General features: G+C 71.4%; 24 protein-coding genes and 1 tRNA gene. 12 read left to right on the top strand and 13 right to left on the bottom strand.

Annotated elements, in window-relative coordinates; genetic code table 11:
* The first annotated feature begins 132 nt into the window (after positions 1-132).
* The 3 genes from galT (at position 133) to galK (ending at position 3,430) form a co-directional block, all read left to right on the top strand.
* Entirely contained in the window at positions 133-1,194 is a 1,062-nt protein-coding gene (gene galT, locus PGH47_RS17860; protein ID WP_214334256.1) for a galactose-1-phosphate uridylyltransferase, read from the top strand.
* Positions 1,191-2,153 carry a UDP-glucose 4-epimerase GalE gene (gene galE / locus PGH47_RS17855; RefSeq protein ID WP_271664254.1) on the top strand — a complete coding sequence of 321 codons (963 nt, stop codon included), beginning with the start codon at positions 1,191-1,193 and terminating at the stop codon, positions 2,151-2,153. The genes galT and galE overlap by 4 nt, the downstream gene beginning before the upstream one ends.
* A 101-nt stretch (positions 2,154-2,254) precedes the next feature.
* The gene (gene galK / locus PGH47_RS17850) at positions 2,255-3,430 is read left to right on the top strand and encodes a galactokinase (protein ID WP_271664253.1); all 1,176 of its coding nucleotides are present in this window, start codon (positions 2,255-2,257) and stop codon (positions 3,428-3,430) included.
* A 49-nt stretch (positions 3,431-3,479) separates the two neighbouring features.
* On the opposite strand, the gene PGH47_RS17845 is transcribed toward galK, so the two are convergent.
* Positions 3,480-3,944, bottom strand: a complete 465-nt coding sequence (locus PGH47_RS17845; protein WP_271668085.1) for a GNAT family N-acetyltransferase — start codon at positions 3,942-3,944, stop codon at positions 3,480-3,482.
* A 270-nt stretch (positions 3,945-4,214) separates the two neighbouring features.
* Between PGH47_RS17845 and PGH47_RS17840 the strand changes: the two genes are divergently transcribed.
* Complete coding sequence (locus PGH47_RS17840; protein ID WP_107905831.1) at positions 4,215-4,988, top strand: LuxR C-terminal-related transcriptional regulator; 774 nt, start codon at positions 4,215-4,217, stop codon at positions 4,986-4,988.
* Positions 4,989-5,094: 106 nt separating this feature from the next.
* Here PGH47_RS17840 and tamR read toward each other — a convergent pair whose 3' ends face one another.
* Positions 5,095-5,592 (bottom strand): MarR family transcriptional regulator TamR, encoded by a 498-nt coding sequence (tamR, locus tag PGH47_RS17835; RefSeq protein WP_059196100.1) that lies wholly within the window; start codon positions 5,590-5,592, stop codon positions 5,095-5,097.
* A gap of 94 nt (positions 5,593-5,686) precedes the next feature.
* Here tamR and PGH47_RS17830 point away from each other — a divergent pair, with 94 nt between their 5' ends.
* From PGH47_RS17830 to PGH47_RS17820, 3 genes are all read left to right on the top strand, one after another.
* Complete coding sequence (locus PGH47_RS17830; RefSeq protein ID WP_271664252.1) at positions 5,687-6,496, top strand: trans-aconitate 2-methyltransferase; 810 nt, start codon at positions 5,687-5,689, stop codon at positions 6,494-6,496.
* The gene (locus tag PGH47_RS17825) at positions 6,496-6,864 is read left to right on the top strand and encodes a VOC family protein (RefSeq protein WP_271664251.1); all 369 of its coding nucleotides are present in this window, start codon (positions 6,496-6,498) and stop codon (positions 6,862-6,864) included. Before PGH47_RS17830 ends, PGH47_RS17825 begins: the two co-directional genes overlap by 1 nt.
* Before the next feature lie 63 nt (positions 6,865-6,927).
* On the top strand, positions 6,928-7,101 hold the full coding sequence (locus PGH47_RS17820) for a CsbD family protein (RefSeq protein ID WP_271664250.1): 174 nt from the start codon (positions 6,928-6,930) through the stop codon (positions 7,099-7,101).
* Positions 7,102-7,147: 46 nt separating this feature from the next.
* On the opposite strand, the gene PGH47_RS17815 is transcribed toward PGH47_RS17820, so the two are convergent.
* A complete protein-coding gene (locus tag PGH47_RS17815) occupies positions 7,148-7,825 on the bottom strand; it encodes a TetR/AcrR family transcriptional regulator (protein WP_030967668.1) in 678 nt (225 codons plus the stop codon).
* On the bottom strand, positions 7,822-8,832 hold the full coding sequence (locus PGH47_RS17810) for an acyl-CoA desaturase (RefSeq protein ID WP_125527957.1): 1,011 nt from the start codon (positions 8,830-8,832) through the stop codon (positions 7,822-7,824). Before PGH47_RS17810 ends, PGH47_RS17815 begins: the two co-directional genes overlap by 4 nt.
* Positions 8,833-9,140: 308 nt before the next feature.
* Between PGH47_RS17810 and ppc the strand changes: the two genes are divergently transcribed.
* Positions 9,141-11,873, top strand: coding sequence for a phosphoenolpyruvate carboxylase (ppc, locus tag PGH47_RS17805; protein WP_271664249.1), 2,733 nt, complete (start codon positions 9,141-9,143; stop codon positions 11,871-11,873).
* A 73-nt stretch (positions 11,874-11,946) separates the two neighbouring features.
* On the opposite strand, the gene PGH47_RS17800 is transcribed toward ppc, so the two are convergent.
* The 7 genes from PGH47_RS17800 to PGH47_RS17770 all read right to left on the bottom strand — a co-directional run bounded on the left by PGH47_RS17800 (position 11,947) and on the right by PGH47_RS17770 (position 17,527).
* Positions 11,947-12,621 (bottom strand): LPXTG cell wall anchor domain-containing protein, encoded by a 675-nt coding sequence (locus PGH47_RS17800; protein WP_271664248.1) that lies wholly within the window; start codon positions 12,619-12,621, stop codon positions 11,947-11,949.
* A 144-nt stretch (positions 12,622-12,765) separates the two neighbouring features.
* Positions 12,766-13,254, bottom strand: coding sequence for a hypothetical protein (locus tag PGH47_RS17795; protein WP_271664247.1), 489 nt, complete (start codon positions 13,252-13,254; stop codon positions 12,766-12,768).
* Between the two features lie 65 nt (positions 13,255-13,319).
* Positions 13,320-13,922 (bottom strand): aminoacyl-tRNA hydrolase, encoded by a 603-nt coding sequence (pth, locus tag PGH47_RS17790; RefSeq protein ID WP_271664246.1) that lies wholly within the window; start codon positions 13,920-13,922, stop codon positions 13,320-13,322.
* 113 nt (positions 13,923-14,035) lie between these two features.
* Positions 14,036-14,632, bottom strand: a complete 597-nt coding sequence (locus tag PGH47_RS17785) for a 50S ribosomal protein L25/general stress protein Ctc (RefSeq protein WP_271664245.1) — start codon at positions 14,630-14,632, stop codon at positions 14,036-14,038.
* Between the two features lie 195 nt (positions 14,633-14,827).
* The gene (locus PGH47_RS17780) at positions 14,828-15,808 is read right to left on the bottom strand and encodes a ribose-phosphate diphosphokinase (protein ID WP_271664244.1); all 981 of its coding nucleotides are present in this window, start codon (positions 15,806-15,808) and stop codon (positions 14,828-14,830) included.
* 75 nt (positions 15,809-15,883) lie between these two features.
* Positions 15,884-17,332, bottom strand: a complete 1,449-nt coding sequence (glmU, locus tag PGH47_RS17775) for a bifunctional UDP-N-acetylglucosamine diphosphorylase/glucosamine-1-phosphate N-acetyltransferase GlmU (RefSeq protein ID WP_271664243.1) — start codon at positions 17,330-17,332, stop codon at positions 15,884-15,886.
* Between the two features lie 123 nt (positions 17,333-17,455).
* A tRNA-Gln gene (locus PGH47_RS17770) sits at positions 17,456-17,527 on the bottom strand.
* A 222-nt stretch (positions 17,528-17,749) separates the two neighbouring features.
* Here PGH47_RS17770 and PGH47_RS17765 point away from each other — a divergent pair.
* Complete coding sequence (locus PGH47_RS17765) at positions 17,750-19,084, top strand: sensor histidine kinase (protein ID WP_271664242.1); 1,335 nt, start codon at positions 17,750-17,752, stop codon at positions 19,082-19,084.
* A gap of 160 nt (positions 19,085-19,244) precedes the next feature.
* Here PGH47_RS17765 and PGH47_RS17760 read toward each other — a convergent pair whose 3' ends face one another.
* Both PGH47_RS17760 and PGH47_RS17755 read right to left on the bottom strand, forming a co-directional pair.
* Positions 19,245-19,739: an SUKH-3 domain-containing protein gene (locus PGH47_RS17760; RefSeq protein ID WP_271668084.1), complete on the bottom strand. Its 495-nt coding sequence runs from the start codon at positions 19,737-19,739 to the stop codon at positions 19,245-19,247.
* A gap of 139 nt (positions 19,740-19,878) precedes the next feature.
* Positions 19,879-20,403, bottom strand: a complete 525-nt coding sequence (locus PGH47_RS17755; RefSeq protein WP_126901381.1) for a YwqJ-related putative deaminase — start codon at positions 20,401-20,403, stop codon at positions 19,879-19,881.
* 308 nt (positions 20,404-20,711) lie between these two features.
* On the opposite strand from PGH47_RS17755, the gene PGH47_RS17750 reads away from it, so the two are divergent.
* The 3 genes from PGH47_RS17750 (at position 20,712) to PGH47_RS17740 (ending at position 26,180) form a co-directional block, all read left to right on the top strand.
* Complete coding sequence (locus PGH47_RS17750) at positions 20,712-21,737, top strand: SMI1/KNR4 family protein (protein WP_125527966.1); 1,026 nt, start codon at positions 20,712-20,714, stop codon at positions 21,735-21,737.
* A gap of 8 nt (positions 21,738-21,745) precedes the next feature.
* On the top strand, positions 21,746-25,051 hold the full coding sequence (locus tag PGH47_RS17745; protein WP_271664241.1) for an SUKH-4 family immunity protein: 3,306 nt from the start codon (positions 21,746-21,748) through the stop codon (positions 25,049-25,051).
* A 241-nt stretch (positions 25,052-25,292) separates the two neighbouring features.
* Positions 25,293-26,180: a cellulose-binding protein gene (locus PGH47_RS17740; RefSeq protein ID WP_271664240.1), complete on the top strand. Its 888-nt coding sequence runs from the start codon at positions 25,293-25,295 to the stop codon at positions 26,178-26,180.
* Positions 26,181-26,201 lie beyond the last annotated feature (21 nt).

Here is a 26,201-nt window from a genome sequence, read left to right as displayed (position 1 = left end):
AATTGAACACATCCGGTGATGCTCTTTGTTTGATTGTGATGTTGACGCAGGTGGTGAGTTGTGTTTCTCTGTGTTTAGTTCTGTTTGATGAAGTCTTGGAAGACCCTTGAGCGGCTCGAAATGGAGTCCGGCGTGAAGAAGACCTCGACCCGACTGGCCGACGGTCGTGAGCTCATCTACTACGACCTGCGTGACGACACCGTGCGGGACGCGGTCGACCGCCGCCCTCTGGAGCGGACCGTCACCTCGTCCGAGGTCCGTCATGACGTGCTGCTCGGCGACGAGGTCGCCATCGCCTCGCACCGGCAGGGGCGCACGTATCACCCGCCGGCCGACCAGTGCCCGCTGTGCCCCTCCGAGGGCGACCGGCTGAGCGAGATCCCGGACTCGTCGTACGACGTCGTGGTGTTCGAGAACCGCTTCCCCTCGCTGGCCGGCGACTCCGGGCGCTGCGAGGTCGTCTGCTTCACCTCCGACCACAACGCGTCCTTCGCCGATCTCTCCGAGGAACAGGCGCGGCTGGTGCTGGAGGCGTGGACGGACCGGACGTCGGAACTGTCCTCCCTCCCCTCCGTCCAGCAGGTGTTCTGCTTCGAGAACCGCGGCGCCGAGATCGGTGTCACCCTCGGTCACCCGCACGGGCAGATCTACGCCTACCCCTTCACCACTCCGCGTACCGCCCTGATGCTGAGGTCGGCCGCCGCGCACAAGGAGGCGACCGGCGGGCAGAACCTCTTCGACGCCGTCCTGGAGCGTGAACTCGCCGACGAGCGGGTCGTCCTGGAGAGTGAACACTGGCTGGCCTTCGTGCCGTACGCCGCGCACTGGCCGTACGAGGTCCACCTGTACCCGAAGCGCCGGGTGCCCGACCTGCTCGCCCTCGACGAGGAGGCGCGCTCAGAGTTCCCCCAGGTTTATCTGGAACTCTTGAGGCGCTTCGACCGGATCTTCGGTGACAGTGAGCCTCCGACGCCGTACATCGCCGCCTGGCACCAGGCGCCGTTCGGCCAGCTGGAGGACTTCGAGGGCGTCGTGCGGGAGGATTTCGCGCTTCACCTCGAGCTTTTCACCATCCGCCGCACTTCCGGCAAGCTGAAGTTTCTCGCGGGTTCCGAGTCCGGCATGAACGTGTTCATCAACGACGTGCCGCCGGAGCGCGCGGCCGAGCGACTGCGAGAGGTAGCGAGTAGATGAGTGGGAAGTTTCTGGTCACCGGCGGTGCCGGCTACGTCGGCGGCGTGGTCGCGCAGCACCTCATCGAGGCCGGGGACGAGGTCGTCGTCCTCGACAACCTCTCCACCGGCTTCCGCGAGGGTGTGCCGTCCGGGGCGTCCTTCATCGAGGGCGACATCCGCGACGCCGCCAAGTGGCTGGACGCCTCCTTCGACGCGGTGCTGCACTTCGCCGCGTTCTCGCAGGTCGGCGAGTCGGTCGTGAAGCCCGAGAAGTACTGGGACAACAACGTCGCCGGCACCATGGCGCTGCTCGGCGCCATGCGCGAGGCGGGCGTGCGCAAGCTCGTCTTCTCCTCCACGGCCGCCACCTACGGCGAGCCGGCCGAGGTGCCGATCGTCGAGTCCGCGCCGACGCGGCCCACCAACCCCTACGGCGCCTCCAAACTCGCCGTCGACCACATGATCACCGGCGAGGCGGCGGCCCACGGCCTCGGTGCCGTGTCCCTCAGGTACTTCAACGTCGCGGGTGCCTACGGCGCCTACGGCGAGCGCCACGACCCCGAGTCGCACCTGATCCCGCTGGTCCTCCAGGTCGCCCAGGGCAGGCGCGACGCGATCTCCGTCTTCGGCGAGGACTATCCGACGCCGGACGGCACCTGTGTGCGCGACTACATCCACGTCGCCGACCTGGCCGAGGCCCACCTGCTGGCCGTCAAGGCCGCCACCCCGGGCGAGCACCTCATCTGCAACCTCGGCAACGGCAACGGCTTCTCCGTGCGCCAGGTCATCGAGACCGTCCGGCAGGTCACCGGGCACCCGATCCCCGAGGTCGTGGCCCCGCGCCGGGGCGGCGACCCGGCGGTCCTGGTCGCCTCCGCCGGCACCGCCCGCGAGCGGCTCGGCTGGAACCCGTCCCGCGCGGACCTCGCGGGCATCGTCGCGGACGCGTGGGAGTTCGCGCAGCGAGACGCAGGTTAAGTTCTACGGCCGGTGCCGCCGGCCGTAGGTTCTCAGGTCGTGCGGTCGGTCAACTCACCGGCCGCTTCGGCCGGTTCAGCACGGAAGGTCAGGGGCAGGGGATGAACGTCGACACGGCAGCCGCGGTCGCCGAGCGGTTCGAGGAGCTGTACGGGGCCGAGCCGGAAGGGGTGTGGGCCGCGCCGGGCCGGGTCAACCTGATCGGCGAGCACACCGACTACAACGACGGCTTCGTCATGCCGTTCGCGCTGCCGCACACCGCGGTCGCGGCTCTCTCGCGGCGCACCGACGGCGTGCTGCGGCTGCACTCGCAGGACGTCGAGCGCGGTGTCGTCGAACTGCGCGTCGACGACCTCGAACCCGAGTCGGACCGAGACTGGACGGCGTACCCGTCGGGCGTGGTGTGGGCGCTGCGCCAGGCCGGCCACGCGGTGACCGGCGCCGACATCCACCTCGCCTCGACGGTCCCGGCCGGCGCCGGCCTGTCCTCGTCGGCGGCCCTGGAGGTCGTCGTGGCGCTCGCCCTGAACGACCTGTACGACCTGGGCCAGAAGGGCTGGCAGCTGGCCCGGCTGTGCCAGCGCGCGGAGAACGTGTACGTCGGCGCCCCGGTCGGGATCATGGACCAGACGGCGTCCGCGTGCTGCGAGCCGGGCCACGCGCTGTTCCTCGACACCCGCGACCTCTCCCAGAAGCAGATCCCCTTCGACCTGGCCGCCGAGGGCATGCGGCTGCTGGTCGTCGACACCCGGGTCAAGCACTCGCACAGCGAGGGCGAGTACGGCAAGCGCCGCGCCGGCTGCGAGAAGGGCGCCGCGCTGCTGGGCGTGGACGCGCTCCGTGACATCGCCTACGACGACCTGGCCGCGGCCCTCGACCGGCTCGGCGACGAGGAGGAGGTACGTCGTCTGGTGCGTCACGTCGTCACCGAGGACCAGCGTGTCGAGCGGGTCGTGGCCCTGCTGGAGTCGGGTGAGACGCGGGCGATCGGACCGGTGCTGACCGAGGGGCACGCCTCCCTGCGGGACGACTTCCGCATCTCCTGCCCGGAGCTGGACCTGGTCGTGGACACGGCCCTGGCGAGCGGTGCCCTGGGCGCGCGCATGACGGGAGGCGGCTTCGGCGGCTCGGCGATCGTGCTGGCCGAGGCGGCGGACGTGGAGACCGTCACCAAGGCGGTCGAGGAGGCCTTCGCCGCCGCCGGGTTCACGGCACCGAGGGTCTTCGAGGCGGTACCGGCGGCGGGGGCGCGACGCGTGCGCTGGCCCGGACGGTGAGGCGGGGCCGAGGGCGACTGCGTCGGCCCCGTCCGTTCGTCGCGGCAGCTCAACGCCGGTCGGTCAGATGCTTGGTCAGCGTGTACTCCGTGATGCCCGGCGGATAGTCCGGGATCACGCAGACCACCTCGTACCCCTGCTTCCTGTAGAACCCCGGGGCCTGGAAGTCCCAGGTCTCCACGCGTGCCTCGGTGCAGCCCCGCTCGGAGCGGGCCGTGGCCTCCGCGTGTGCGAGCAGTTGCGAACCCAGGCCGGTTCCGCGGGCGCTCTCGTCGACCCAGAGATACGTGACGTGGAGCCAACTGGTCCAGGTGTGGCCGACCAGACCGCCGGCCAGGGCGCCGGAGTCGTCCAATGCCCACACCTGGAGCGGAAGTTCACGTTCACCTGGGGTTCCGCGCAGTGCGCGCAGGACCGGGGAGGCCGCGGTATTTGCGTCCCGCAGCCGACGGCGAAGAAGATCGTGCCGAGATTTGTCGACTTCTGTCTCCAGACGAAACATGCGGCTCACCATAAACGCGTCGGCCAACCAGTTCTGCAAATTACCTTCCGCTCCTGCCCCCCGGCCGTACCCTGATGAACAGCACCGGTGGGGGCCGGTGCTGATCAGGGGGCGAGACAGGTCGGGTTCGACGCCCGAAGTGGGGGTAGCTGTTTCTGCACGGCGGCGGCCGTGCGCCACCCGCGCTTCGGACGTCGTTCCCGCGACTGTGTTCGTCTCCCGGTGTCGTCCTTTGACGATGGGGTATCCCCTGCTCTTCGAGAGCTTGGGGAAGGGGGTTTCGTGGTTCGCATCCGAGTTCTGGTCGTCGACGACCACCGCATCTTCGCCGAGTCGCTCGCCGCCGCCCTGGCCGCCGAGCCCGACGTCGACGTCTCCGCCGCGGGCAGCGGTCCGGCGGCACTGCGCAGCCTGGAGCGCGCGGCCGCCGAGGGGCGCCGGTTCGATGTCCTGCTCGTCGACGCCGACCTGGGCGGCAACGTGCCCGGTGTCCGGCCCGCCGTGCCCGTGCAGGAGGTGGGCGAGGACGGGCTCGTGGACGGCATCTCGCTGGTCGCCGGGGTCCGCTCCGCACAGCCGGCGGTACGGACCGTCGTCCTCGCCGAGAAGGACGACCCGCGCCGGGCCGCGCTCGCGCTCCAGGCCGGTGCGTCCGGCTGGGTGGCCAAGGACTGCTCGCTGTCCCGGCTGCTCACCGTCATCCGAGGGGTGCTGCGCGACGAGACGCATCTGCCACCGGCCCTGCTCACCGGCGTACTGCGGGAACTGACCGCCGCCCGCAAGCACCGCACCGAGAGCGAGCGGCTGGTGGAGTCCCTGACGCCGAGGGAGCGCGAAGTACTGCGGTGCATGGTGGCGGGCCTGGGGCGCAAGGCCGTCGCCGAGCGCCTGTATCTCTCCCCGCACACCGTCCGCACCCACATGCAGAACGTGCTCGGCAAACTGGGCGTCCACTCGACCCTGGCCGCGGTCGCACTCGCACGCCGGGCGGGGGTGGGCCCGGTGGACCTGGGCCCGACGGGCCGAATCATCCCGGAGGAAAGCAGCAGCGCCTGACGGACTCCGCCGAGCGGCAACACCTCAAGGGGCGCGGGGAACTGCGCGACCAGCCACGACGGCGCCGCACCTGCACGACGTCCTGCCGCGGCGTCCCGCGGAGCGCCTAGCCCGGGATGTTGTCGAACGGTGCCGTCAACTGGCGCAGCAACCCGGCCAGTTCACCCCGCTGTGCCCGTGAGAGCTCCGCAAGGATCGCCCGTTCCTGGTCCAGCAGCCCGGCAAGTGCCTGGTCGGCACGGTCGCGTCCCTCGTCCGTGAGGCGGACGAGGACGCCACGTCGGTCGCTGGGGTCGGGCAGGCGCTCCACCAGGCCCTTCTTGGCCAGGCGGTCGATGCGGTTCGTCATCGTGCCCGAGGTGACCAGGGTCTGCGTCAGCAACTGCCCCGGCGAGAGCTGATACGGCGTTCCCGCGCGCCTCAGCGCGGTCAGCACGTCGAACTCCCAGGGCTCCAGGCTGTGCTCGGAGAAGGCCAGCCGGCGTGCCCGGTCCAGATGCCGGGCCAGTCTGCTGACCCGGCTGAGCACCTCGAGCGGTTCCACGTCGAGGTCAGGGCGCTCCCGGCGCCACGCTGCGACCAGCCGATCGACCTCGTCCTCCATGACGATCAGTGTAGTGGTTGTGTCGACGTGAAGTCTCTTGACGTCAAGATATCTGGCGAGGCAGGCTGGAAGGCGAGTAGAGACAGGAGGCCCCATGTCCACTGCCGCCACCCCCACCTGGGACCCGGCCCAGTACCTGCGTCACGCCGGCCACCGCGCCCGCCCCTTCGTCGACCTGCTGGCCCGCGTCCCCGACCTTCCCGCCGAGCGCCCCCGCATCGCCGACCTCGGCTGCGGCCCCGGCAATGTCACCGCCCTGCTCGCCGAACGCTGGCCCACCGCGCACATCACCGGCTACGACAACTCCGCCGAGATGCTCGACAAGGCCCACGTCGAGCACGAGGGCCCGACGGCCGGCGGCGGCCGCCTCGACTTCGCCCCGGCCGACGTACGTACCTGGACGACCGGGGAGCCGCACGACCTGATCGTCAGCAACGCCACGCTCCAGTGGGTGCCGGGGCACGCGGACCGGTTCGCGGACTGGGTCACGGCCCTGCGGCCCGGCGGCACCTTCGCCTTCCAGGTCCCCGGCAACTTCGCCGCCCCGAGCCACCGCCTGATGCGCGACCTCGCCCCCCGCCACGGCCTCGCCGACGTCCTGCGCCACGACGACGCCGTGCTCGACCCGAGCGACTACCTGGCCCGGCTGGCCGACCTGGGCTGCGCGGCGGACGTGTGGGAGACGACGTACGTCCATCTCCTGACCGGCGAGGACCCGGTGCTGGACTGGGTGAAGGGCACGGGGCTGCGACCGGTCCTCACCGCGCTCGCCGACGACCCCGAGCGGCGGGAGGCGTTCCTGGACGAGTACCGGGCTGCCCTGCGCGAGGCCTATCCCACCGGGGCGCACGGCACCCCGTTCCCGTTCCGCCGGATCTTCGCCGTGGCCCGCAAGGAGGCGTGATGATCACCGCCCTCGACCATGTGCAGCTCGCGGCCCCGCCCGGCTCCGAGGAGCGGCTTCGGACGTACTACGTGGGCGTCCTGGGCATGACCGAGATCCCCAAGCCACCGGTGCTCGCCGCCCGGGGCGGCTGCTGGTTCCAGGCCGGCGGCGTGCAGCTGCACCTCGGCATCGAGAAGGACTTCCGGCCGGCGGACAAGGCGCACCCCGGGCTGCGGGTCGCCGGGATCGAGCGGTACGGCGCCCGGCTCCGGGCGCAGGGGGCGCGCGTGGAGTGGGACGAGAACCTCCCGGGACACCGGCGCTTCTACTCGCGGGACCCGGTGGGCAACCGGCTGGAGTTCCTGGAGCCGCTCATCGCTGTTTGAGCGACGCCGCGCAGGGTCACCCGCTGGGGGACAGTGAAGTCGAACCTTGCGGGAGTGAGAAGAGTGGCGAAGGAAGAGAAGACCAGGGCCATGAAGGAACAGGCCAAGGGCAAGGCCAAGGAAGCCGTGGGCCGCGTCGTCGGCAACGAGCGCATGACCGCCGAGGGCAAGGCCGACCAGATGAAGGGCGACGCGCGTCAGGCGAAGGAGAAGGGCAAGGACACCTTCAAGCACTGAGGGCGCCGGCCGGGCACTGAGGGCACGGGCACCGGCGGCCGGGGCGTCAGCTCTTGCGGCGCCCTATCAGGTGGGGCTTCGCCTCCAGGCCGTCGAGCCCGTGCCAGGCCAGATTCACCAGATGGGCCGCCACCTCCGCCTTCTTCGGGCGGCGCACGTCCAGCCACCACTGGCCGGTCAGGGCGACCATGCCGACCAGGGCCTGCGCGTACAGGGGGGCCAGCTTGGGGTCGAAGCCGCGGCTCTTGAACTCGCGGCCCAGGATGTCCTCCACCTGGGTGGCGATGTCCGAGATCAGCGAGGCGAAGGACCCCGTCGACTGGGGGATGGGCGAGTCACGGACCAGGATGCGGAAGCCGTCCGTGTACTCCTCGATGTAGTCCAGGAGGGCGAAGGCGGCCTGCTCGCACAGTTCCCGCGGGTGGCCCGCCGTCAGGCTGCTGGTGACCATGTCAAGGAGCCGGCGCATCTCGCGGTCCACCACGACCGCGTACAGACCCTCCTTGCCGCCGAAGTGTTCGTACACCACCGGCTTGGAGACGCCCGCCTTCGCGGCGATCTCCTCCACCGATGTGCCCTCGAAGCCCTTCGCGGCGAACAGGGTGCGACCGATCTCCAGCAGCTGCTGGCGGCGCTCCGCCCCGGTCATCCGGGTACGGCGCGCCCGCCGGGGCTTCTCGTTGCTGGGGGTACTGCTGGAGTCGGTCGCCACGGCGTCAATCATGCCGCCTCTACGGGTTCCTTCCGGCGCCGGGAGCCGCCTTCCTCGGTGTTCCGGCGCGAATCGATACGCGAGCGTGACGGCCAGCGCACGTCGTAGGCCCAGCCGAGCATCTCGCACCAGCGGATGATCCGCGCCGAGGAGTCGATCTGGCCGCGCTCCACACCGTGCCGCGCGGACGTCGGGTCGGCGTGGTGCAGGTTGTGCCAGGACTCGCCGCACGACAGGACCGCCAGCCACCACACGTTGCCCGAACGGTCACGCGACTTGAACGGCCGCTTGCCCACCGCGTGGCAGATCGAGTTGATCGACCACGTCACGTGGTGCAGCAGGGCCACCCGGACGAGGGAGCCCCAGAAGAAGCCGGTGAAGGCGCCCCACCAGGACATCGTCACCAGACCGCCGATCATCGCGGGCAGGGCCAGCGACAGCACCGTCCACCAGATGAACTGACGGGAGATGGTGCGGATCGCGCGGTCCTTGATCAGATCCGGCGCGTACTTGTCCTGCGGGGTGCGCTCCTCGTCGAACATCCAGCCGATGTGCGCCCACCACAGGCCCTTCATCAGAGCCGGGACGGTCTCGCCGTAACGCCACGGCGAGTGCGGGTCACCCTCCGCGTCGGAGAACTTGTGGTGCTTGCGGTGGTCCGCGACCCAGCGGACCAGCGGGCCCTCCACCGCCATCGAGCCCGCGACGGCGAGCGCGATGCGCAGCGGACGCTTCGCCTTGAACGAACCGTGGGTGAAGTAGCGGTGGTAGCCGATGGTTACGCCGTGGCAGGCGAGGAAGTAGAAGAAGACCAGCAGACCGAGGTCCAGCCAGCTCACCCCCCAGCCCCAGGCCAGTGGCACCGCGGCGCCGAGCGCCAGGAACGGGACGACGATGAAGAGGAGGAGCGCGAACTGTTCGAGCGACCCCTTCTTCTCGCCGCCGAGCGTGGCAGAGGTCGTCGAGGTGTCGTCGTTCGCCTTCGGGGCGTCTTCGATCACATCGGAGCTCGTGGTCATGGGGCGTCCCCTGTGGGGTCGAGGGTTTTGGCAGGTGCCGGGGTTGCCGGAACCATTCCCGGGTTTCGTTACGACGGTGCCTACGGTTCCGTAACCTACGGCGTCGTAAGTATGGCAGTGCGTTGCCCGGCGGCAAGAGCCCGAGAGTCTGCGCGTCCGCATGGACACCTATCCTTGGTGTCGGTCGGACAGCGCGGTCCGCTCTGATTTCTTCCCGGATGTCAGGAGCCGTATGCGGCACCCGCCGCGCGGCACCTGCGACCGGGTTCCCTCCCGGACGAGCTTCAACACTGCAAGGAGCCGCACCTGTGAGCAGTGCCGACGACCAGAACCCGACGACCGGCAGTGAGCTGCGTGCCGACATCCGCCGACTGGGTGACCTACTGGGCGAGACGCTCGTCCGCCAGGAGGGCCCTGAGCTGCTCGAACTCGTCGAGAAGGTCCGCCGTCTCACCCGCGAGGACGGCGAAGCAGCCGCCGAGCTGCTGAGGGGCACCGAGCTGGACACCGCGGCCAAGCTGGTCCGCGCGTTCTCCACCTACTTCCACCTGGCCAATGTCACCGAGCAGGTGCACCGTGGCCGTGAGCTGCGCGCCCGGCGCGCCGCCGAGGGCGGCCTCCTCGCCCGTACGGCCGACCGGCTGAAGGACGCCGACCCGGAGCACCTGCGCCAGACGGTCGAGCACCTCAACGTCCGCCCGGTCTTCACCGCGCATCCCACCGAGGCCGCCCGCCGCTCGGTCCTCAACAAGCTGCGCCGTATCGCCGCGCTCCTGGAGGCCCCGGTCCTCGAAGGGGACCGCCGCCGACATGACACCCGACTGGCCGAGAACATCGACCTCGTATGGCAGACCGACGAGCTGCGTGTCGTACGCCCGGAGCCCGCCGACGAGGCCCGCAACGCCATCTACTACCTCGACGAGCTGCACGCCGGCGCCGTCGGTGACGTCCTCGAGGACCTGACCGCGGAGCTGGAGCGCGTCGGCTACAAGCTGCCCGACGCCACCCGCCCGCTCACCTTCGGCACCTGGATCGGCGGCGACCGCGACGGCAACCCCAACGTCACCCCCCAGGTGACCTGGGACGTCCTCATCCTCCAGCACGAGCACGGCATCAACGACGCCCTGGAGATGATCGACGAGCTGCGCGGCTTCCTGTCGAACTCCATCCGCTACACCGGCGCCACCGAGGAGCTCCTGGAGTCCCTCAAGGCCGACCTCGACGCCCTCCCCGAGATCAGCCCCCGCTACAAGCGCCTCAACGCCGAGGAGCCCTACCGGCTCAAGGCCACCTGCATCCGGCAGAAGCTGGAGAACACCAAGACCCGGCTGGCCAGGAACATCCCGCACGAGGCCGGCCGCGACTACCTCGGCACCGGCGAGCTGCTCCAGGACCTGACGCTGGTCCAGAACTCGCTGCGCGCGCACCGCGGCGGCCTGTTCGCCGACGGCCGGATGAACCGCACCATCCGCACGCTGTCCGCGTTCGGCCTCCAGCTCGCCACCATGGACGTCCGCGAGCACGCCGACGCCCACCACCACGCCCTCGGCCAGCTCTTCGACCGTCTCGGCGAGGAGTCCTGGCGCTACGCCGACATGCCCCGCGAGTACCGCGCCAAGCTGCTCGCCAAGGAGCTGCGCTCCCGCCGGCCCCTCGCGCCCACCCCGGCGCCGGTCGACGCGGCCGGCGAGAAGACCCTCGGCGTGTTCGAGACGATCAAGCGGGCCCTGACGGTCTTCGGACCCGAGGTCATCGAGTCGTACATCATCTCGATGTGCCAGGGCGCCGACGACGTCTTCGCCGCGTCCGTGCTCGCCCGCGAGGCCGGCCTGATCGACCTGCACGCCGGCTGGGCCAAGATCGGCATCGTGCCGCTGCTGGAGACCACCGACGAGCTGAAGGCCGCCGACACGATCCTGGAGGACATGCTCTCCGACCCGTCGTACCGGCGCCTGGTCGCGCTGCGCGGCGACGTCCAGGAGGTCATGCTCGGCTACTCCGACTCCTCGAAGTTCGGCGGCATCACCACCAGCCAGTGGGAGATCCACCGCGCCCAGCGCCGGCTGCGCGACGTCGCTCACCGCTACGGCGTCCGGCTGCGCCTCTTCCACGGCCGCGGCGGCACCGTCGGCCGTGGCGGCGGCCCCTCGCACGACGCGATCCTCGCCCAGCCCTGGGGCACCCTGGAGGGCGAGATCAAGGTCACCGAGCAGGGCGAGGTCATCTCCGACAAGTACCTCGTGCCGTCGCTGGCCAGGGAGAACCTGGAGCTGACCGTCGCGGCCACCCTCCAGGCGTCCGCCCTGCACACCGCCCCGCGCCAGTCCGTCGAGGCGCTGGCCCGCTGGGACGCGGCGATGGACGTCGTCTCCGACGCCGCCCACGCCGCGTACCGCTCGTTCGTCGAGGACCCGGACCTGCCGACGTACTTCCTTGCGTCGACGCCGGTGGACCAGCTCGCCGACCTGCACCTCGGCTCGCGGCCCTCCCGCCGCCCCGGCTCGGGCGTCTCCCTCGACGGCCTGCGCGCCATCCCGTGGGTGTTCGGGTGGACCCAGTCCCGGCAGATCGTCCCCGGCTGGTTCGGCGTCGGCTCCGGCCTGAAGGCGCTGCGCGAGGCGGGCCTGGACACCGTGCTCGACGAGATGCACGAGCAGTGGCACTTCTTCCGGAACTTCATCTCCAACGTCGAGATGACCCTGGCCAAGACCGACCTGCGCATCGCCTCGCACTACGTCGACACCCTCGTACCCGACGAGCTCAAGCACGTCTTCGACACCATCCGCGCCGAGCACGAGCTGACCGTCAGCGAGGTGCTGAAGGTGACCGGCGAGGCCGAGCTCCTCGACGCCACCCCGGTCCTGAAGCAGACGTTCGGCATCCGCGACGCCTACCTCGACCCGATCTCCTACCTCCAGGTCGCCCTGCTCAAGCGGCAGCGCGAAGCGGCCGCGAGCGGCGCCGAGCCCGACCCGCTGCTCTCCCGCGCCCTGCTCCTCACGGTCAACGGCGTGGCGGCCGGCCTGCGCAACACCGGCTGACCGCACAGCACACGACGGTGCCCCCGTGCTCGCTTTGAGCACGGGGGCACCGTTCGTTCACCGGCTCCGCGCGTCAGGCCCTGCGACGCCGGAACACCAGGTAGCCGCCCGCGCCAAGGAGCGCCGCCGCGGCCGCCGACAGCAGGCCCACCGGGGCACCGTTGCCGGTCTCGGCGAGATCGCCCTCGGCGTCGCCCTGCGCCGACGGCGACGACGACGGAGCCGCCTCGCCGGCGGACGTGGACGGGCTCGGGGCCGGCTCGGTGGTCTCCTCGCCCGGCGTCTCGGACCCGGGCTCGGAGGCGGACGGAGTCGGCGTGCCGCCGCCCGGCTCCTCGTCCTCGCAGTCCGTCCAGAACACCTTGTGCTTGGCGGACCCGTTCTCGCCCTGGAAGTTCCAGAACAGCTTGTAGTGGCCGTCGGGCAGGGTCATGTCGTCCGTGCGGCCGTGGCCCTCGCCGTCCAGCGTGATCGCGCCGGACTTCACGGTCTCGCCCTTGACGGCGGCCGTCGGGGCCCAGGCCTCGATGTGCCAGGAGACCTGCTGGACGGAGTCGAAGCCGAAGGCGTCGAGGTAGAACTCGCAGACGTGCGGCTCGTTCTTGCGCAGTTCCTCGCCAGTGGTGGCGTCATGGATCTTCACGGTGCCGTTGTCACCAGGAGCGGTCGCGTGCGCGGCGGCAGGAGCGGACAGCAGCGCCGCCGCGGCGACGGCGGACAGGGCACCGGCGCGGATGAGGGTACGCATGGGGCAGTAGTCCATCTTCGAGAAGGAACGGGAAGATGTGGAGGGGGCGGCTCAGCTTCCTGCCGGGGCTGACTTCAGGTCAATCACGAACAGGGAACGAACAGAATTCCCACAAGTGCCGCACCGCGTAAGCCTCAAGGTGCCTCAGATCACCACAAATGCCGCCGTGAGCAAGGCCGTTCCCAACCCCGCCATCACCCAGGCGAGCCGCGTCCGCCGCAACCCGCCCGCGACCACGACCGACGCCAGCAGCAGAGCACCGCCCAGCGGAACCCACGCGTAGAGCACACCGGCCGGCCCCGACCGCACGACCTCGTCGCCGCCCGGCTTGATCACCACCGTGTACGTCTGCCCCTTGCGGACCGCCACGTTCTTCTCGATGACGACCGACTTCCGCGCCCGGGAACCCGCCGAGACCGGCGTGTACGGCCCGCTGCACGTGTCCTGGCCGCACCGCGTCACCGAGATCGTGCCGCTCTCCCGGCCCTTCGTGAGCATCACATGATGAGCGGTGCCCCACGACGCCCAGACCCCGGCGATCAGGATCAGCACCGCGACCGTACCCATCGCCGCGAGCCGTCCGAACCGCAGCGCCGAGACAGCGCCCTGACTGGAGACAACGGCAGAAGGCATGGCCGCGATCCTTGGCCATGCCCCTGCACCCGGTCAACCTGGGTCCGGCCGGGCGGGCGGACAAGTCAGGAGTTGTACGTGCTTTGCGCCCGCTCCAGCCCTTCGATCACCAGACACTCCACCGCGTCCGCCGCACGGTCCACGAAGTAGTCCAGCTCCTTGCGTTCCGCCGAGCCGAAGTCCTTCAGCACGAAGTCCGCGACCTGCATACGGCCCGGAGGCCGCCCGATCCCGAACCGCACCCGGTGATAGTCCGGACCCATCACCTTCGTCATCGACTTGAGGCCGTTGTGCCCGTTGTCCCCGCCACCGAGCTTCAGCCGCAGCGTGCCGTAGTCGATGTCCAACTCGTCATGAACGGCGACGATGTTGCCCAGCGGCACCTTGTAGAAGTCCCGCAAGGCGTTCAGCGGCCCGCCGGACAGGTTCATGAACGACATCGGCTTCACCAGGATCACGCGCCGGTTCAGCGGTCCGGGCGGTCCGATCCGCCCCTCGACGACCTGCGCCTGCGCCTTGCCGGCCCGCTTGAACTTCCCCCCGATCCGCTCGGCGAGGAGGTCCGCCACCATGAAGCCGACGTTGTGCCGGTTCATCGCGTACTCGGCTCCCGGGTTACCGAGGCCGGCAACCAGCCACGGCGCGCTCGGATCGGTCGTCACGTCCATGTCTCCTCGCTGTGCTTTCCCGAGTCATACGCACCAGCCGCTGCCCCCGGCGGGAACAGCGGCTGACGAAGCGATGGCAGAGCCGTGGATCACGCCTCTGCCGGAGCCGGGGATCAGGCCTCGGCGACTTCCTCGCCCTCGGCCTCTTCGCCCTCGGGGGCCTCCTCGGCCTGGGCGGCCAGGACCTGGAGGACGACCGTGTCCTCCTCGACGGCCAGCGTGGTGCCCTTGGGCAGCTTGATGTCCTTGGCGAGGACGGAGGAGCCGGCCTCCAGGCCCTCGACGGACACGGTGAAGGACTCGGGGATGTGCGTGGCCTCGGCCTCGACCGGCAGCGCGTTCAGGACGTGCTCCAGCAGGTTGCCGCCGGCGGCCAGCTCGCCCTCGGCGTGCACCGGGACCTCGACCGTGACCTTCTCGCCGCGCTTGACCAGCAGCAGGTCGACGTGCTCCAGGAAGCCCTTGATCGGGTCACGCTGGACGGACTTCGGGATCGCCAGCTCGTTGGTCTTGCCGTCGATGTCCAGGGCGATCAGGACGTTCGGCGTACGCAGCGCGAGCAGCAGGTCGTGGCCCGGCAGGGTCAGGTGCAGCGGGTCCGAGCCGTGGCCGTAAAGGACACCGGGGACCTTCGAGTCACGACGGATGCGACGGGCGGCGCCCTTGCCGAACTCGTTACGGGTCTCGGCGGAGATCTTGACCTCGGACATGATCACTCCTCGTAGAAAACAGTGGCGGACGTGGTCACCCGGCCACGAACGGCCTGCTACGAAGAGCGCGTCGATAACGGATCGCCGGATCCCTGAACGGGAAACGGCCTCCCTCGCCGAGCAACTGAAGCAGTCTACTCGGACAGGGAGGCCGTTCCCAAAAGGATCACTGCGGCACGGTCTGCCGCGCGATCTCTACTGCTCGTCGAAGAGGCTCGTCACCGAGCCGTCCTCGAACACCTCGCGCACCGCGCTCGCGATCGTCGGCGCGATCGACAGCACGGTCAGCTTGTCCAGGTCGCGGCTCAGCTCGCCCGGCGTCGGCAGGGTGTTGGTGAACACGAACTCGCCCACGCGGGAGTTCTTCAGCCGGTCCGCGGCGGGGCCGGAGAGCACACCGTGCGTCGCCGTCACGATGACGTCCTCGGCGCCGTGCGCGAACAGGGCGTCCGCGGCGGCGCAGATGGTGCCACCGGTGTCGATCATGTCGTCGACCAGGACGCACACCCGGCCCTTGACCTCACCCACGACCTCGTGGACGGTCACCTGGTTCGCCACGTCCTTGTCGCGCCGCTTGTGCACGATGGCGAGCGGGGCGCCCAGGCGGTCGCACCAGCGGTCGGCGACCCGGACCCGGCCGGCGTCCGGAGAGACGACCGTCAGCTTGTCCCGGTCGACCTTCCGGCCCACGTAGTCCGCGAGGAGCGGAAGCGCGAAGAGGTGGTCCACGGGCCCGTCGAAGAAGCCCTGGATCTGGTCGGTGTGCAGGTCGACGGTCAGGATGCGGTCCGCACCGGCCGTCTTCATCAGGTCCGCGATCAGACGCGCCGAGATGGGTTCACGCCCACGGTGCTTCTTGTCCTGACGGGCGTAACCGTAGAACGGCACGATGACCGTGATGGAGCGGGCCGACGCACGCTTCAGGGCGTCGATCATGATCAGCTGCTCCATGATCCACTGGTTGATCGGAGCCGTGTGACTCTGGATCACGAAGCAGTCCGCGCCGCGCGCCGACTCCTGGTAGCGGACGTAGATCTCGCCGTTGGCGAAGTCGAAGGACTTCGTCGGAACGACCCCGACCCCCAGCTGCTGGGCGACCTCCTCGGCAAGCTCGGGGTGGGCGCGGCCGGAGAAGAACATCAACTTCTTCTCGCCGGTCGTCTTGTTCCCGGTCACAGCTGTCTCCTCAGAGGTGTCTCAACTGGGTGTGCACTTATCACGGTACGCCGTGTTTGGCGCACCCGTTTCCGGTCAGTCCTCGCCCTCGACCTGCCGAGACGCCGTCTCCGCCGCCTTCGCGGCAGCGCTGCCCGGACGCTTGCGGGCCACCCAACCCTCGATATTCCGTTGCTGACCACGGGCCACGGCCAGCGAACCGGGCGGCACGTCCTTCGTGATCACGGACCCGGCGGCGGTGTACGCACCGTCCCCGATCGTGACGGGAGCCACAAACATGTTGTCCGAACCGGTACGGCAGTGCGAGCCGACCGTGGTGTGGTGTTTGTCCTTTCCGTCGTAGTTCACGAAGACGCTAGCGGCACCGATGTTCGTCATCTCGCCGATCGTCGCGTCACCGACGTAGGACAGGTGCGGGATCTTGGTCCCCTCGCCGATCGAGGCGTTCTTCGTCTCGACGTACGTACCGATCTTGCCCTTGGCGCCGAGCCGGGTTCCCGGCCGCAGATAGGCGTACGGCCCCACGCTCGCGTGCGCCCCCACGACGGCACCGTTGGACACGGTGTTGTCCACCCGCGCCCCGGCGCCGACCCGGGTGTCCTTCAGCCGGGTGTTGGGGCCGACGTCCGCGCCCTCGCCGAGGTGCGTGTCGCCCTGCAGCTGCGTACCCGGCTGGACGGTCACGTCCTGCTCGAAGGTGACGGTCACGTCGACCCAGGTCGTGGCGGGGTCGATCACTGTGACGCCGGAGAGCATCGCGGCGGTCAGCAGCCGGTCGTTGAGGATCCGGCGGGCCTCGGAGAGCTGCACCCGGTTGTTGATCCCGGCGATCTCACGATGATCGGCGGCCACGGAGGCGCCCACCCGATGGCCGGCCTCGCGCAGGATGCCGAGCACGTCGGTGAGGTACTCCTCGCCCTGGCTGTTGTCGGTGCGGACCTTGCCCAGCGCGTCCGCGAGCAGCTGCCCGTCGAACGCGAACACACCCGAGTTGATCTCCCGGATCGCCCGCTGCGACTCGGTCGCGTCCTTGTGCTCCACGATCGCGGTCACGGCACCGGAGGCGCCGTCCCGCACGATGCGCCCGTAGCCCGTCGCGTCCGGGACCTCGGCGGTCAGCACGGTCACGGCGTTTCCGTCGCCGGAGTGGGTGGCGGCGAGCGCGGTCAGGGTCTCGCCGGTCAGCAGCGGGGTGTCGCCGCACACGACGACGACGGTCCCGTCGACCCCGCCGCCGAGCTCCTCCAGGGCCATCCGGACGGCGTGACCGGTGCCGTTCTGCTCGGCCTGCACGGCGGTGCGCACGCCGGGGTCGATCTCGCCGAGGTGCGCGACGACCTGCTCACGGGCGTGGCCGACCACGACGACGAGATTCTCGGGGTCCAACTCGCGCGCGGCGGCGAGCACATGTCCCACGAGGCTGCGTCCGCAGATCTCGTGCAGGACCTTCGGTGTGGCCGACTTCATACGGGTGCCCTCACCCGCTGCGAGAACGACGACGGCTGCCGGGCGAATGGCGCTCACGGTTTGCCCTTCGGATGTGGCGGGGGTGGGGTGACATCCGCAGGATACCGGGGCGTTTCGTGGTGGATATGAGAGCGGGCCCTGACTGCGCTGTCAGCAGTCGGGCCCGACCTTGAGTATTTGCTCCCCCGCCAGGACTCGAACCCGGACAGATGGCACCAAAAGCCACAGTGCTGCCAATTACACCACGGGGGATTGAACGCGGTTAAGCCGGACATTCGGTCCGGCTGCCTGGCGGCGCCTCCTACTATGCCGCACCGGACGCCCTCCGTGCGACGGTACAACTCGGCGCTCCCGGTTCGGGAAGCGGATGGCGTTCAGGTCGCCGATGTCCGCGTAACCGCCTGTCGGGAGTGGTGTGGACCGGTCCGCGAAACTCGCCGGAAAGGCGGGTCGGTCGGCCCGTAGGCTGGAGGCATGACCACGACGGGGGAAGACCGCGCCGGGGACCCGCCACCGGGGGCGGGGCTTTGGTGGTGGGACAGGATGCGCAGTGCGGTGCTGGACGTGAGTCTGGCCGTCGTGTCCGCGCTGGAGTGTGGCGTCGAGGGGATTCGGTTCGCCCGGGACGCCGGGATACCCGAGGCCGCGGGTGTCGTCTTCGGGGTGCTGGCCGGTGCCGTTCTGGTGCTGCGCCGCCGCTGGCCCATCGCGGTGGTGCTCGTGTCGATCGCGGTGCTGCCCGCCCAGATGGGGTTCCTGCTCGGCATCGTCGGGCTGTACACCCTCGCCGCCTCCGAGCTGCCACGGCGGATCATCGCCTCGCTGGCCGGGATGTCGTTCGTCGGCACGCTGATCGTGACGTTCGTGTGGGTCCGCCAGGGCGTCGCCCGGGGCGAGCTGACCTTCGGGGACTGGGTGGTTCCGTTCGCGTCGGTGACCACCGCTCTCGGCGTGACCGCGCCTCCTCTACTACTCGGCCTGTACGTCGGCGCGCGGCGTCGGCTCATGGAGAGCCTTCGGGAGCGGGCGGACAGCCTCGAACGGGAGCTCCAGCTGCTGGCCGAGCGTGCCGAGGAGCGTGCCGAGTGGGCGCGGGGCGAGGAGCGGACCCGGATCGCCCGGGAGATGCACGACGTCGTCGCGCACCGGGTGAGCCTGATGGTGGTCCATGCCGCCGCCCTCCAGGCGGTCGCCCGCAAGGACCCCGAAAAGGCGGTGAAGAACGCCGCGCTGGTCGGGGACATGGGCCGCCAGGCCCTGACCGAACTGCGCGAGATGCTCGGCGTGCTGCGCAGCGGGGCCGCCACGGCGGACCGGGCGCGGGGTGCCGTCGTGCCGCTCGCCGCGGTGGGAGCCGCGGCGGCCGCCGCGGCCGACCGGGAGCTGACCGGCGGCGACGAGGGCACCGCGGAGGGGCCCTGCCTGTCGGAGCTGGAGGAGCTGATCGGGCAGTCGGAGGCCGCGGGGATGGTCGTGGAGCTGTCCGTCGAGGGCGAGACGCGGGAGTACGCGCCGAGGATCGAGCAGACGGCGTACCGGGTGGTGCAGGAAGCGCTGACGAACGTCCACAAGCACGCGGCGGGTGCGAAGACGCAGGTGCGGCTCGCGCACCGGATGTCGGAGATCGCGATGCAGGTGGAGAACGGCCCGCCGCCGGAGCCGGCGTCGGCGTCGTCCGCGCGGCTGCCGTCGGGTGGCAACGGCCTGGTGGGGATGAAGGAGCGGGTCGTCGCGCTGGGCGGGGTGTTCGTGTCCGGGCCGACGGATGCCGGGGGCTTCAGGGTGTCGGCGGTGATTCCGGCGGCCTAGCCTCCGCCGGCCGCCCCGGGCCGCATGGGCGTTCGGGGCCTTCTTCTCTCGCTCGGCCTTCTTCTCTCGCTCGGCCTACTGGTCTCGCTCGGCCTACTGGTCTCGCTCGGCCTACTGGTCTCGCTCGGCCTACTGGTCTCGCTCGGCCCACTGGTCTCGCTCAGCCTGCTGTGAGCCGTACCGGTTCTATCCCCGCGACGAGGCCGGCGAGGGCCTGGTCGATGTCGGGGCCGAGGTACCAGTCGCCGGTGTGGTCGAGGGCGTAGATACGGCCCTCGGCATCGATCGCGAGCAGCGCCTCGGTGTCGGACTCGGTACCGAGGGGGCAGACCTCGGTGTCCAGGGCGCGGCCGAGGTCGCCGAGCGTGCGGGCCATGTGGAGGCCGTGCAGGGGGTCGAAGTGCAGATGGGCCGGGGCGACCTGGCGGCCGGGGCCGGTCGGTGCGATGTGCAGGCCGCCGAATTCTGCCCACGCCTCGACCGCGGCGGGGAAGACGGCATGGCGATGACCGGCGGGTGAGGTGTGCTCGCGCAGGGTGTCCGCCCAGACTTCGGCCTGCTTGATGTCCCAGCGTCCGGGCTGCCAGCCGGCCGCACGCAGGGCGGCGTCGACGGGGACGGGGAAACGGGTGCTGGAGGTGCGGTCGGTGTGCATCTGCCCTTCGTTCGTCGAGTGCGCCGGTGTCATGGCGGCCTTCGGCCGCCCGGCGGAGTGCGGTCGTGCGGGTGGAACCGGTCCTTCGGGCGGAGTGCGGTCGTCCTGTGGTGGGTGCGGGTGTGGTGGGTGGCCGGGGTCAGCCGTCCGCCGCTGCCGGGTCGACGATACGGACGCCGAAGTGGGCGCTCAGGGCGGTGCAGGCGCGGCACGGTGAGGCGAAGCTGCCGTGCAGGGGGTCGCCGTCCTCGCGGATGCGGCGGGCGGTGAGCTTGGCCTGCTTGAGGGCTTTGCGGGCTTCGCCGTTGGTCATGGGTTTGCGCGCGGCGCGTTTGCTGCGGGTGGCGTCGGCGGCGGCGATGTGGCGCGAGATGAGGATGGTCTCGGCGCACCGGCCGGTGAAGCGGTCGCGCTCCCCGCTGGTCAGGGTGTCCAGGAAGTCCTGCACGAGGTGGTGCAGCTCGGGGCGCTGGTCGCCGCGGGCGGCGGTGCCGGTGAGCGTCGCGCCGCGGACGGAGAGGGCGGCGGCGACGGTGGGGAGTATGCCGTCGCGGCGGTGGTGGAGGGCGGGCGCGTGCGCGGTTTCGGTGGCGCTCCAGCCGATGCGGGGGTCGCCGGACCTCGCGGCGTGCGGCCCTGTCTGCGTCGCGTTCATGATCATCATCCCCTCCCGAGCATCCCGCGGGCATGCTCTCGGACGTCACAGAGTGCCAAATGCCGTGGCGGGTGCGGAAGCTGGGGCGACGCGACACGCCCGGGTTTGGGCAGGCTGTCACGGCAGGGTGACGGCTGGTCACGGAAGCGGAGGGGGTCGTGACCGGCGCCGGTGACCCGGATCGTCGTACCGCATAGGCTGTCGGCACCGCTTTCCATGCGGTGACGCGTGGACGCAGACGAGACAGTCGATACGTGCCGTTGTGACCGAGAGTGGTCGTGGTGGCGCGCATCAGAACGCCGCAGGGGGCAACCGCCATGACGACAGGTCGGCTCGGGCTGGGGGCACCTCCCGGCCGCCAGGCTGGGGGACAAGCCGCGCCGCCGAACGCGGCCTACGCCGGGCAGGTCGTGCATTTCCCGGATCCGGTACGGGCGTCCCGTCACCCGAGAGGGGTACGGGTCGACGACCGTGGTTACCCCGACTTCTCGCCGTACGCGCGTGCGGCGGCGGAGATCGCGGAGCCGCCGGAGGGGTTCGGCGTCGACGAGTTGCGGTTGACGGACTACGTGTCGGCGAACGCGGCGCTGGCGGCCACGGGGCACGAGTTGTGGGACACGGTGCCCGCGGTGGCGACGCCGCACGGCTGGACGTGGCACCACGCTGTGGGCACCCGGCGGCTGGAGCTGGTTCCGGTCGAGGTCAAGGCACTGCTGCGGCATCACGGCGGCATAGCGACCTCGGCGGTGGACCACGACAAGCGTGGCACGCGCCCGTTGCAGGAGACCCGCCCGGCGCACTTCCGGCTGCCGAAGTCGGGTGTGGCGGTGACGGAGGCGCAGGCGCTGGGTGTTGAGGAGGACCTCGGCTACCGGCTGCCCGGCGCGTACCGCTCGTTCCTGAAGGCCGCGGGCGGGTGTGCGCCCGTCGGAACCGCGCTGGACGCGGAGTTGGGCCTGCTGATCGACCAGCCGCTGTTCACGGTGCGGGACGAGGCAGCGGTCAACGACCTCGTCTACGTCAACAAGTGCCTGCGCGACCACCTGACCAAGGACTACCTGGGCGTCGGGTTCGTGCAGGGCGGGCTGCTGGCCGTGAAGGTGAAGGGCGATCGGATCGGCTCGGTGTGGTTCTGCGCCTTCGACGACGCCCGGGACGTGGATCCCACGTGGCCGCCGGCGGAGCGGGTGGAGCGGCTGCTGATGCCGTGCGGTGAGGACTTCGACGCGTTTCTGTCCCGGCTGGCCGGTTCTCCGCCGGAGTTGGAGACGGTGGCGAATCTGATGGTGGACGGTGGGTTCGCGCGCGCGGTGCCCGTCGCGGCCGCGGCTGTGGGGGAGTGAGCTTCGCGATGGTGACGTTCGCGCAGGCGCAGGAGCGCGCCGAGGAGTGGATCAACGGCGACCTGCCGTCGTACCAGCATCGTGAGGTGCGGGTGCGGGAGTTCGAGCTCGGGTTCGTGGTGTGGGCCGAGGACCGCGCCGACGGGCCGCGTTCGGACGGCGGTGCCCAGCGGCTGGTGATCGCCCGGGACAGCGGGGAGGCCACGCTGTGGCCCGCGCTGCCGGTGGGCGAGGTGATCCGCCGCTACGAGGAGGAGTACGGCCGCGCCGACGCGGTCCCCGAACCTGTGGCGGCGCCTCCGGCCCGGGTGGACCTGAACCAGACGTCGTTCCTGCTGACTCCGCCGGAGTGGTTGCAGGAGGCGGCGGACCGGATCGGGACGCACGGCGGCCGGGGCGGGGCGCTGGCGGGGAGCGGTGGTGCCGGTACCGGTGGTAGCGCCGGTGGTAGCGCCGGTGGTGGCGGTGCCGCGTCGGCTGGTGGTGCTTCCGCCGGTGGTGGGTCTGTCGGTGGTGGGTCCGCCGGTGGTGGGTCCGTCGGCGGTGGGTCCGCCGGCGGTGCGGCCGGGGGGCTTGCCGAGACGTTGGCCGGGCCGCCGGCCGGGAGTGGTCCGGGCTCGGGCGGGGTGCCCGACGGGGCGACCCCCTGGGCCGGGACGGACACCAACCCCGGTCCCGGCGAGGACCGTTCCGTGCCGCTGCCCGAGACGGTGTTCGCGCCGCCGCTGAGCGGTGACGACACCGCGCAGTCCGACGCCCAGACGGCGTTGATGTCGGGCGGCAGCCAGCTTCCGTCCACGGCGGTCTCACCGGCGCTCGGCGACGGGAACGCGCCTGGCGGACAGGGCGGACAGGGCGGACAGGGCGGACCCGGTGGGCCTGGCGCGACGCCTCCGCCGGGTGCTCCGTCGTACGGGTATCCGCAGGGCGCGGGCGGGCCGAGTGCGCCGCCGCCTCCGCCTTCGTACGGCTATCCGCAGGGTGGCGGCGGAACGGGCAGCACTCCGCCCCCGCCGCCCGGTGCGCCGTCGTACGGCTATCCGCAAGGTGCGGGCGGGCCGAGCAGTACGCCGCCTCCGTCGGCGGGTGCGACTCCGCCGCCTCCGCCGGGTGCGCCGTCGTACGGGTATCCGCAGGGTGCCGGTGGGCCCGGTACGCCGCCTCCGTCGGGTGCGCCCGCCGGTGCCGCCGGTGTGCCGCACGCTCCAGGTGCTCCCGGGGCGCCGGGGCAGCCGTCCGGGCCGAACGCCGCGGACATCGCCGACGCCGCCACGAGCAAGGCGGCGCCTCCGCGGGCGCGCGGTGGGGCGACGCCGCCTCCGCCGCCGGGTGCACCTGGGATGCCGGGCGCGTCGGCGGGCGGTCCGCCCGCGCCGCCGTCGGCGCCGGGTGCGCCGGGTGCTCCTGGTTCGTCGGGGGGCGCTTACGTGCCTACGCAGCTTGTGTCCTCGCTCGGGCCCGACGGGCCGGACGACGTCGCCGGTCCCGGGGCTCCGCAGGGTCCCGGTGCGCCGAACCCGCCCGGTCCGCCGAACCCGCCCGGCCTTCCGCAGCCGCCCGGTGCTCCGGGTGCGCCCGGCATGCCCGGTGCGCCGCAGCCTCCGGGTGCCCCCAACCCGCCCGGTACGCCCGGCGGTACGCCCCCCGGCGGGGTGCACCATGCCGCCACGGTGCTCGCCGACCCGAGCTTGATGGGCGGGGTGCCGCAGCCTCCGGGGGCGCCGCAGCCTCCCGGCGCGCCGGGTGCTCCGCAGGGCCCGGGTGCTCAGAACCCGCAGGGCCCCGGTGCGCCCAACCCGCCCGGCCCCCCGAACCCGCCCGGCATCCCGAACGCCCCGGGTACACCCGGCGCCCCCGGCATGCCCGGTGCTCCGCAGCCGCCCGGCGCCCCTGGCGTTCCTGGTGCGCCCGGCTCCGCCGGTCCCGGTGCTCCCCAGCCGCCCGGTGCTCCCGGCTCCTCGGGTGGTGCGGCGGGTGCCGTTCACCACGCGGAGACCGTATTGGCCGGACCGGCGGTCGGTGGCCCCGGCGTGCCTCCGCCGCCGCAGGCCCCTGGCGCTCCCGGCATGCCACCGGGTGCCCACGGCATGCCCCCGGCCGGACCTGGAATGCCACCTCCCGGTGCTCCCGGTGCTCCCGGTGCTCCCGGTATGCCTGGTGCCCCTGGCATGCCCGGCGCCGCACAGCCCCCCATGCCGCCGGGGGCCTTCGCGCCGCCGCCCGGTCAGCCCGGTCCCGGTCAGCCCGGACTCGGCCAGCCCCTCGGCCCCGGTCAGCCCGGCCCCGGACACCCGGCTCCCGGCCAGCCCTCGTACGGGTATCCGCCGCAGCCCGTCGGTCAGCCGACCGTCGGTCCCGGCTACCAGGCCGTGCTCCGCTACCGCGCGCAGGACGGGTCGGAGCAGCAGCTGATCCGGCGTTCGGCGCCGGGCACTCCGCACCCGGAGTGGCAGATCTTCCATGAGCTGCGTGGCATGAACGTGCCGCCGGACCAGGTCCTGGAGCTGCACACCGAGCTGGAGTCGTGCGAGCTGCCGGGCGCGTACTGCGCGCGGATGATCCGGGAGCAGTGGCCGCAGGCGCGCATCACGTCCATCGCGCCCTACGGCACCGATCACGCGAGCCGACAGCAGGGCATGCAGCAACTCCTGGCCCACCAGGGCGAGTTGCACCAGGTCGCCGACGGGCCCGCCCGGCCGGCGCCGGTACGCGCCCCGCTGCCGCAGGTGCAGGCGGCGCCGCCGATTCCGCCGGAGGGCGTGGCGCAGGAGCTGGCGGGGGCGTTCGGTCCGGGACTCTTCCGGTTCGAGCAGGCCGCCGTGTCCCGGCAGGGCGTGCCGCCGGTCGTGGCGCACAGCCTGGTCGTCGGCGGGCTGCCGATGGACATGGGCCCGTTCTTCTGGGCGCAGGCCCAGCCGGGGCGGCCCGTTCCGACGCTGGCGGAGCTGGCGCAGGAGCGCGGGGTGCAGCCGGCGTCGGACGCCGGGTCGTACCTCGTCATGGGCAGCGACTTCGGCAAGGCCATCTGTGTCCAGTACGGGACGGCGAACATCGTCGCCGTGCCGGTGGAGGCGGGGCCGGGCGGTGCGCCCGTACCGCCGCAGTTCGTGAACACCGGCCTGCCCGAGTTCCAGCGCTGCCTGGCGCTGCTCGGCCGGATGTGGCGTCTGCGCTTCGGCCTGAACCAGGAGCAGGCGGGCCGCTGGACCGTCGACTTCCAGGCCCAGCTCGCCGCCCTCGACCCGGCGGCGCTCGGCTCGCCGGAGAGCTGGTGGTCGGTGCTGCTGGAGCAGATGTGGGACGGCCTGCTGTGACGCCACCCGACTGTTTGTGACGACCTCGCTCGGCCGCCGGTGACGGCGGCCGAGCGAGGCGGTGAAAGGGCCGGACCCCGGCGATACGACCGGGTCCGGCCCTTTCGCATGCCCGTCCACCGATCTCCGTGTGCCCGCCCCGCGCCCGGAGTGTCGCGTTATGACCGTCTCCGCCCGATACCTCAAGATGTGCGCTAAATCATCATTTTTCGAATTCGCTCGGCGGAGAGGGGTTCTCAGGATGAGCAGCGAACCGTGCTCGCTCCACGACTTCGTGGTCGTCAAGGGGCGTGGCTACCGTCCCGAACAGGTCGACGCCTATGTCGACGCCCTCTTCCGCGACCGTGACGCCGCCTGGGAACGGGCCGCCCGCCTCACCGTGCTGGCCAAGGAGATGGAGGCGGAGGCGGAGCGGCTGCGGGAGGAGGTGGCGCAGCTCGGCCCGCAGACGTACGAGGCGCTCGGTGACCAGGCGCGGCGGATCTTCGAGCTGGTGCAGAAGGAGGCCGAGGCCGTGCGGGAGAGCGCGCGGCAGGAGGCGGAGAGCCTGGTGGGCAAGGCGAAGGAGTGGGCGAGCGGGCTGCGGGACACGGCCCGGACGCACGCCGACGCCCTGACCGCGGAGGCCGACGCGTACACCGAGGAGCGCATGCTCGCGGCGCGCGCCGAGGCGGACGAGATCCGGGTCGCCGCCCGGCGCATGGTGCGCGAGGAGCGCGGACTGGAGCTCCTCGCGCTGCGCGAACTGCGACACCGCACCACCCGCATGCTCACCGAGCAGTCCAAGGACCACGACGAGCGCTGGACCGTGTTCGCGCAGGAGGCCGAGGAGAGGAAGGCCGCCCAGAAGGCCGCGGAGGCGGACCGGGGGACCCGGGCCGAGGTGGCGCTGGCCGAGGCCAAGGAACTGCGCGCCGAGGCGGACGCCTCCGCCCGCAAGGTGCAGGAAGAGGCCCAGGACCGCGCCACGGAACTCGTCGCGCAGGCCCGGCAGCAGGCGGAGGAGATCGCCCGGGAGACCGAGCAGGTGCTGCGCGAGCACGGCGAGGTGTGGGACGACGTGCGCACCCACATCGGCCAGATGCGCAACAGCCTGACGGCCCTCACCGGCCAGGCCGCCCAGGAGTGACCCGGGCGGCCCGCGTGCCCC

Origin of the sequence: Streptomyces sp. HUAS 31 (genome assembly GCF_028198125.1) — a bacterium.
Taxonomy (GTDB): Bacteria; Actinomycetota; Actinomycetes; order Streptomycetales; family Streptomycetaceae; genus Streptomyces; species Streptomyces chartreusis.
The sequence above is the reverse complement of the archived record's forward strand: the minus strand, read 5'-3'. Positions and strand labels throughout refer to the sequence as shown.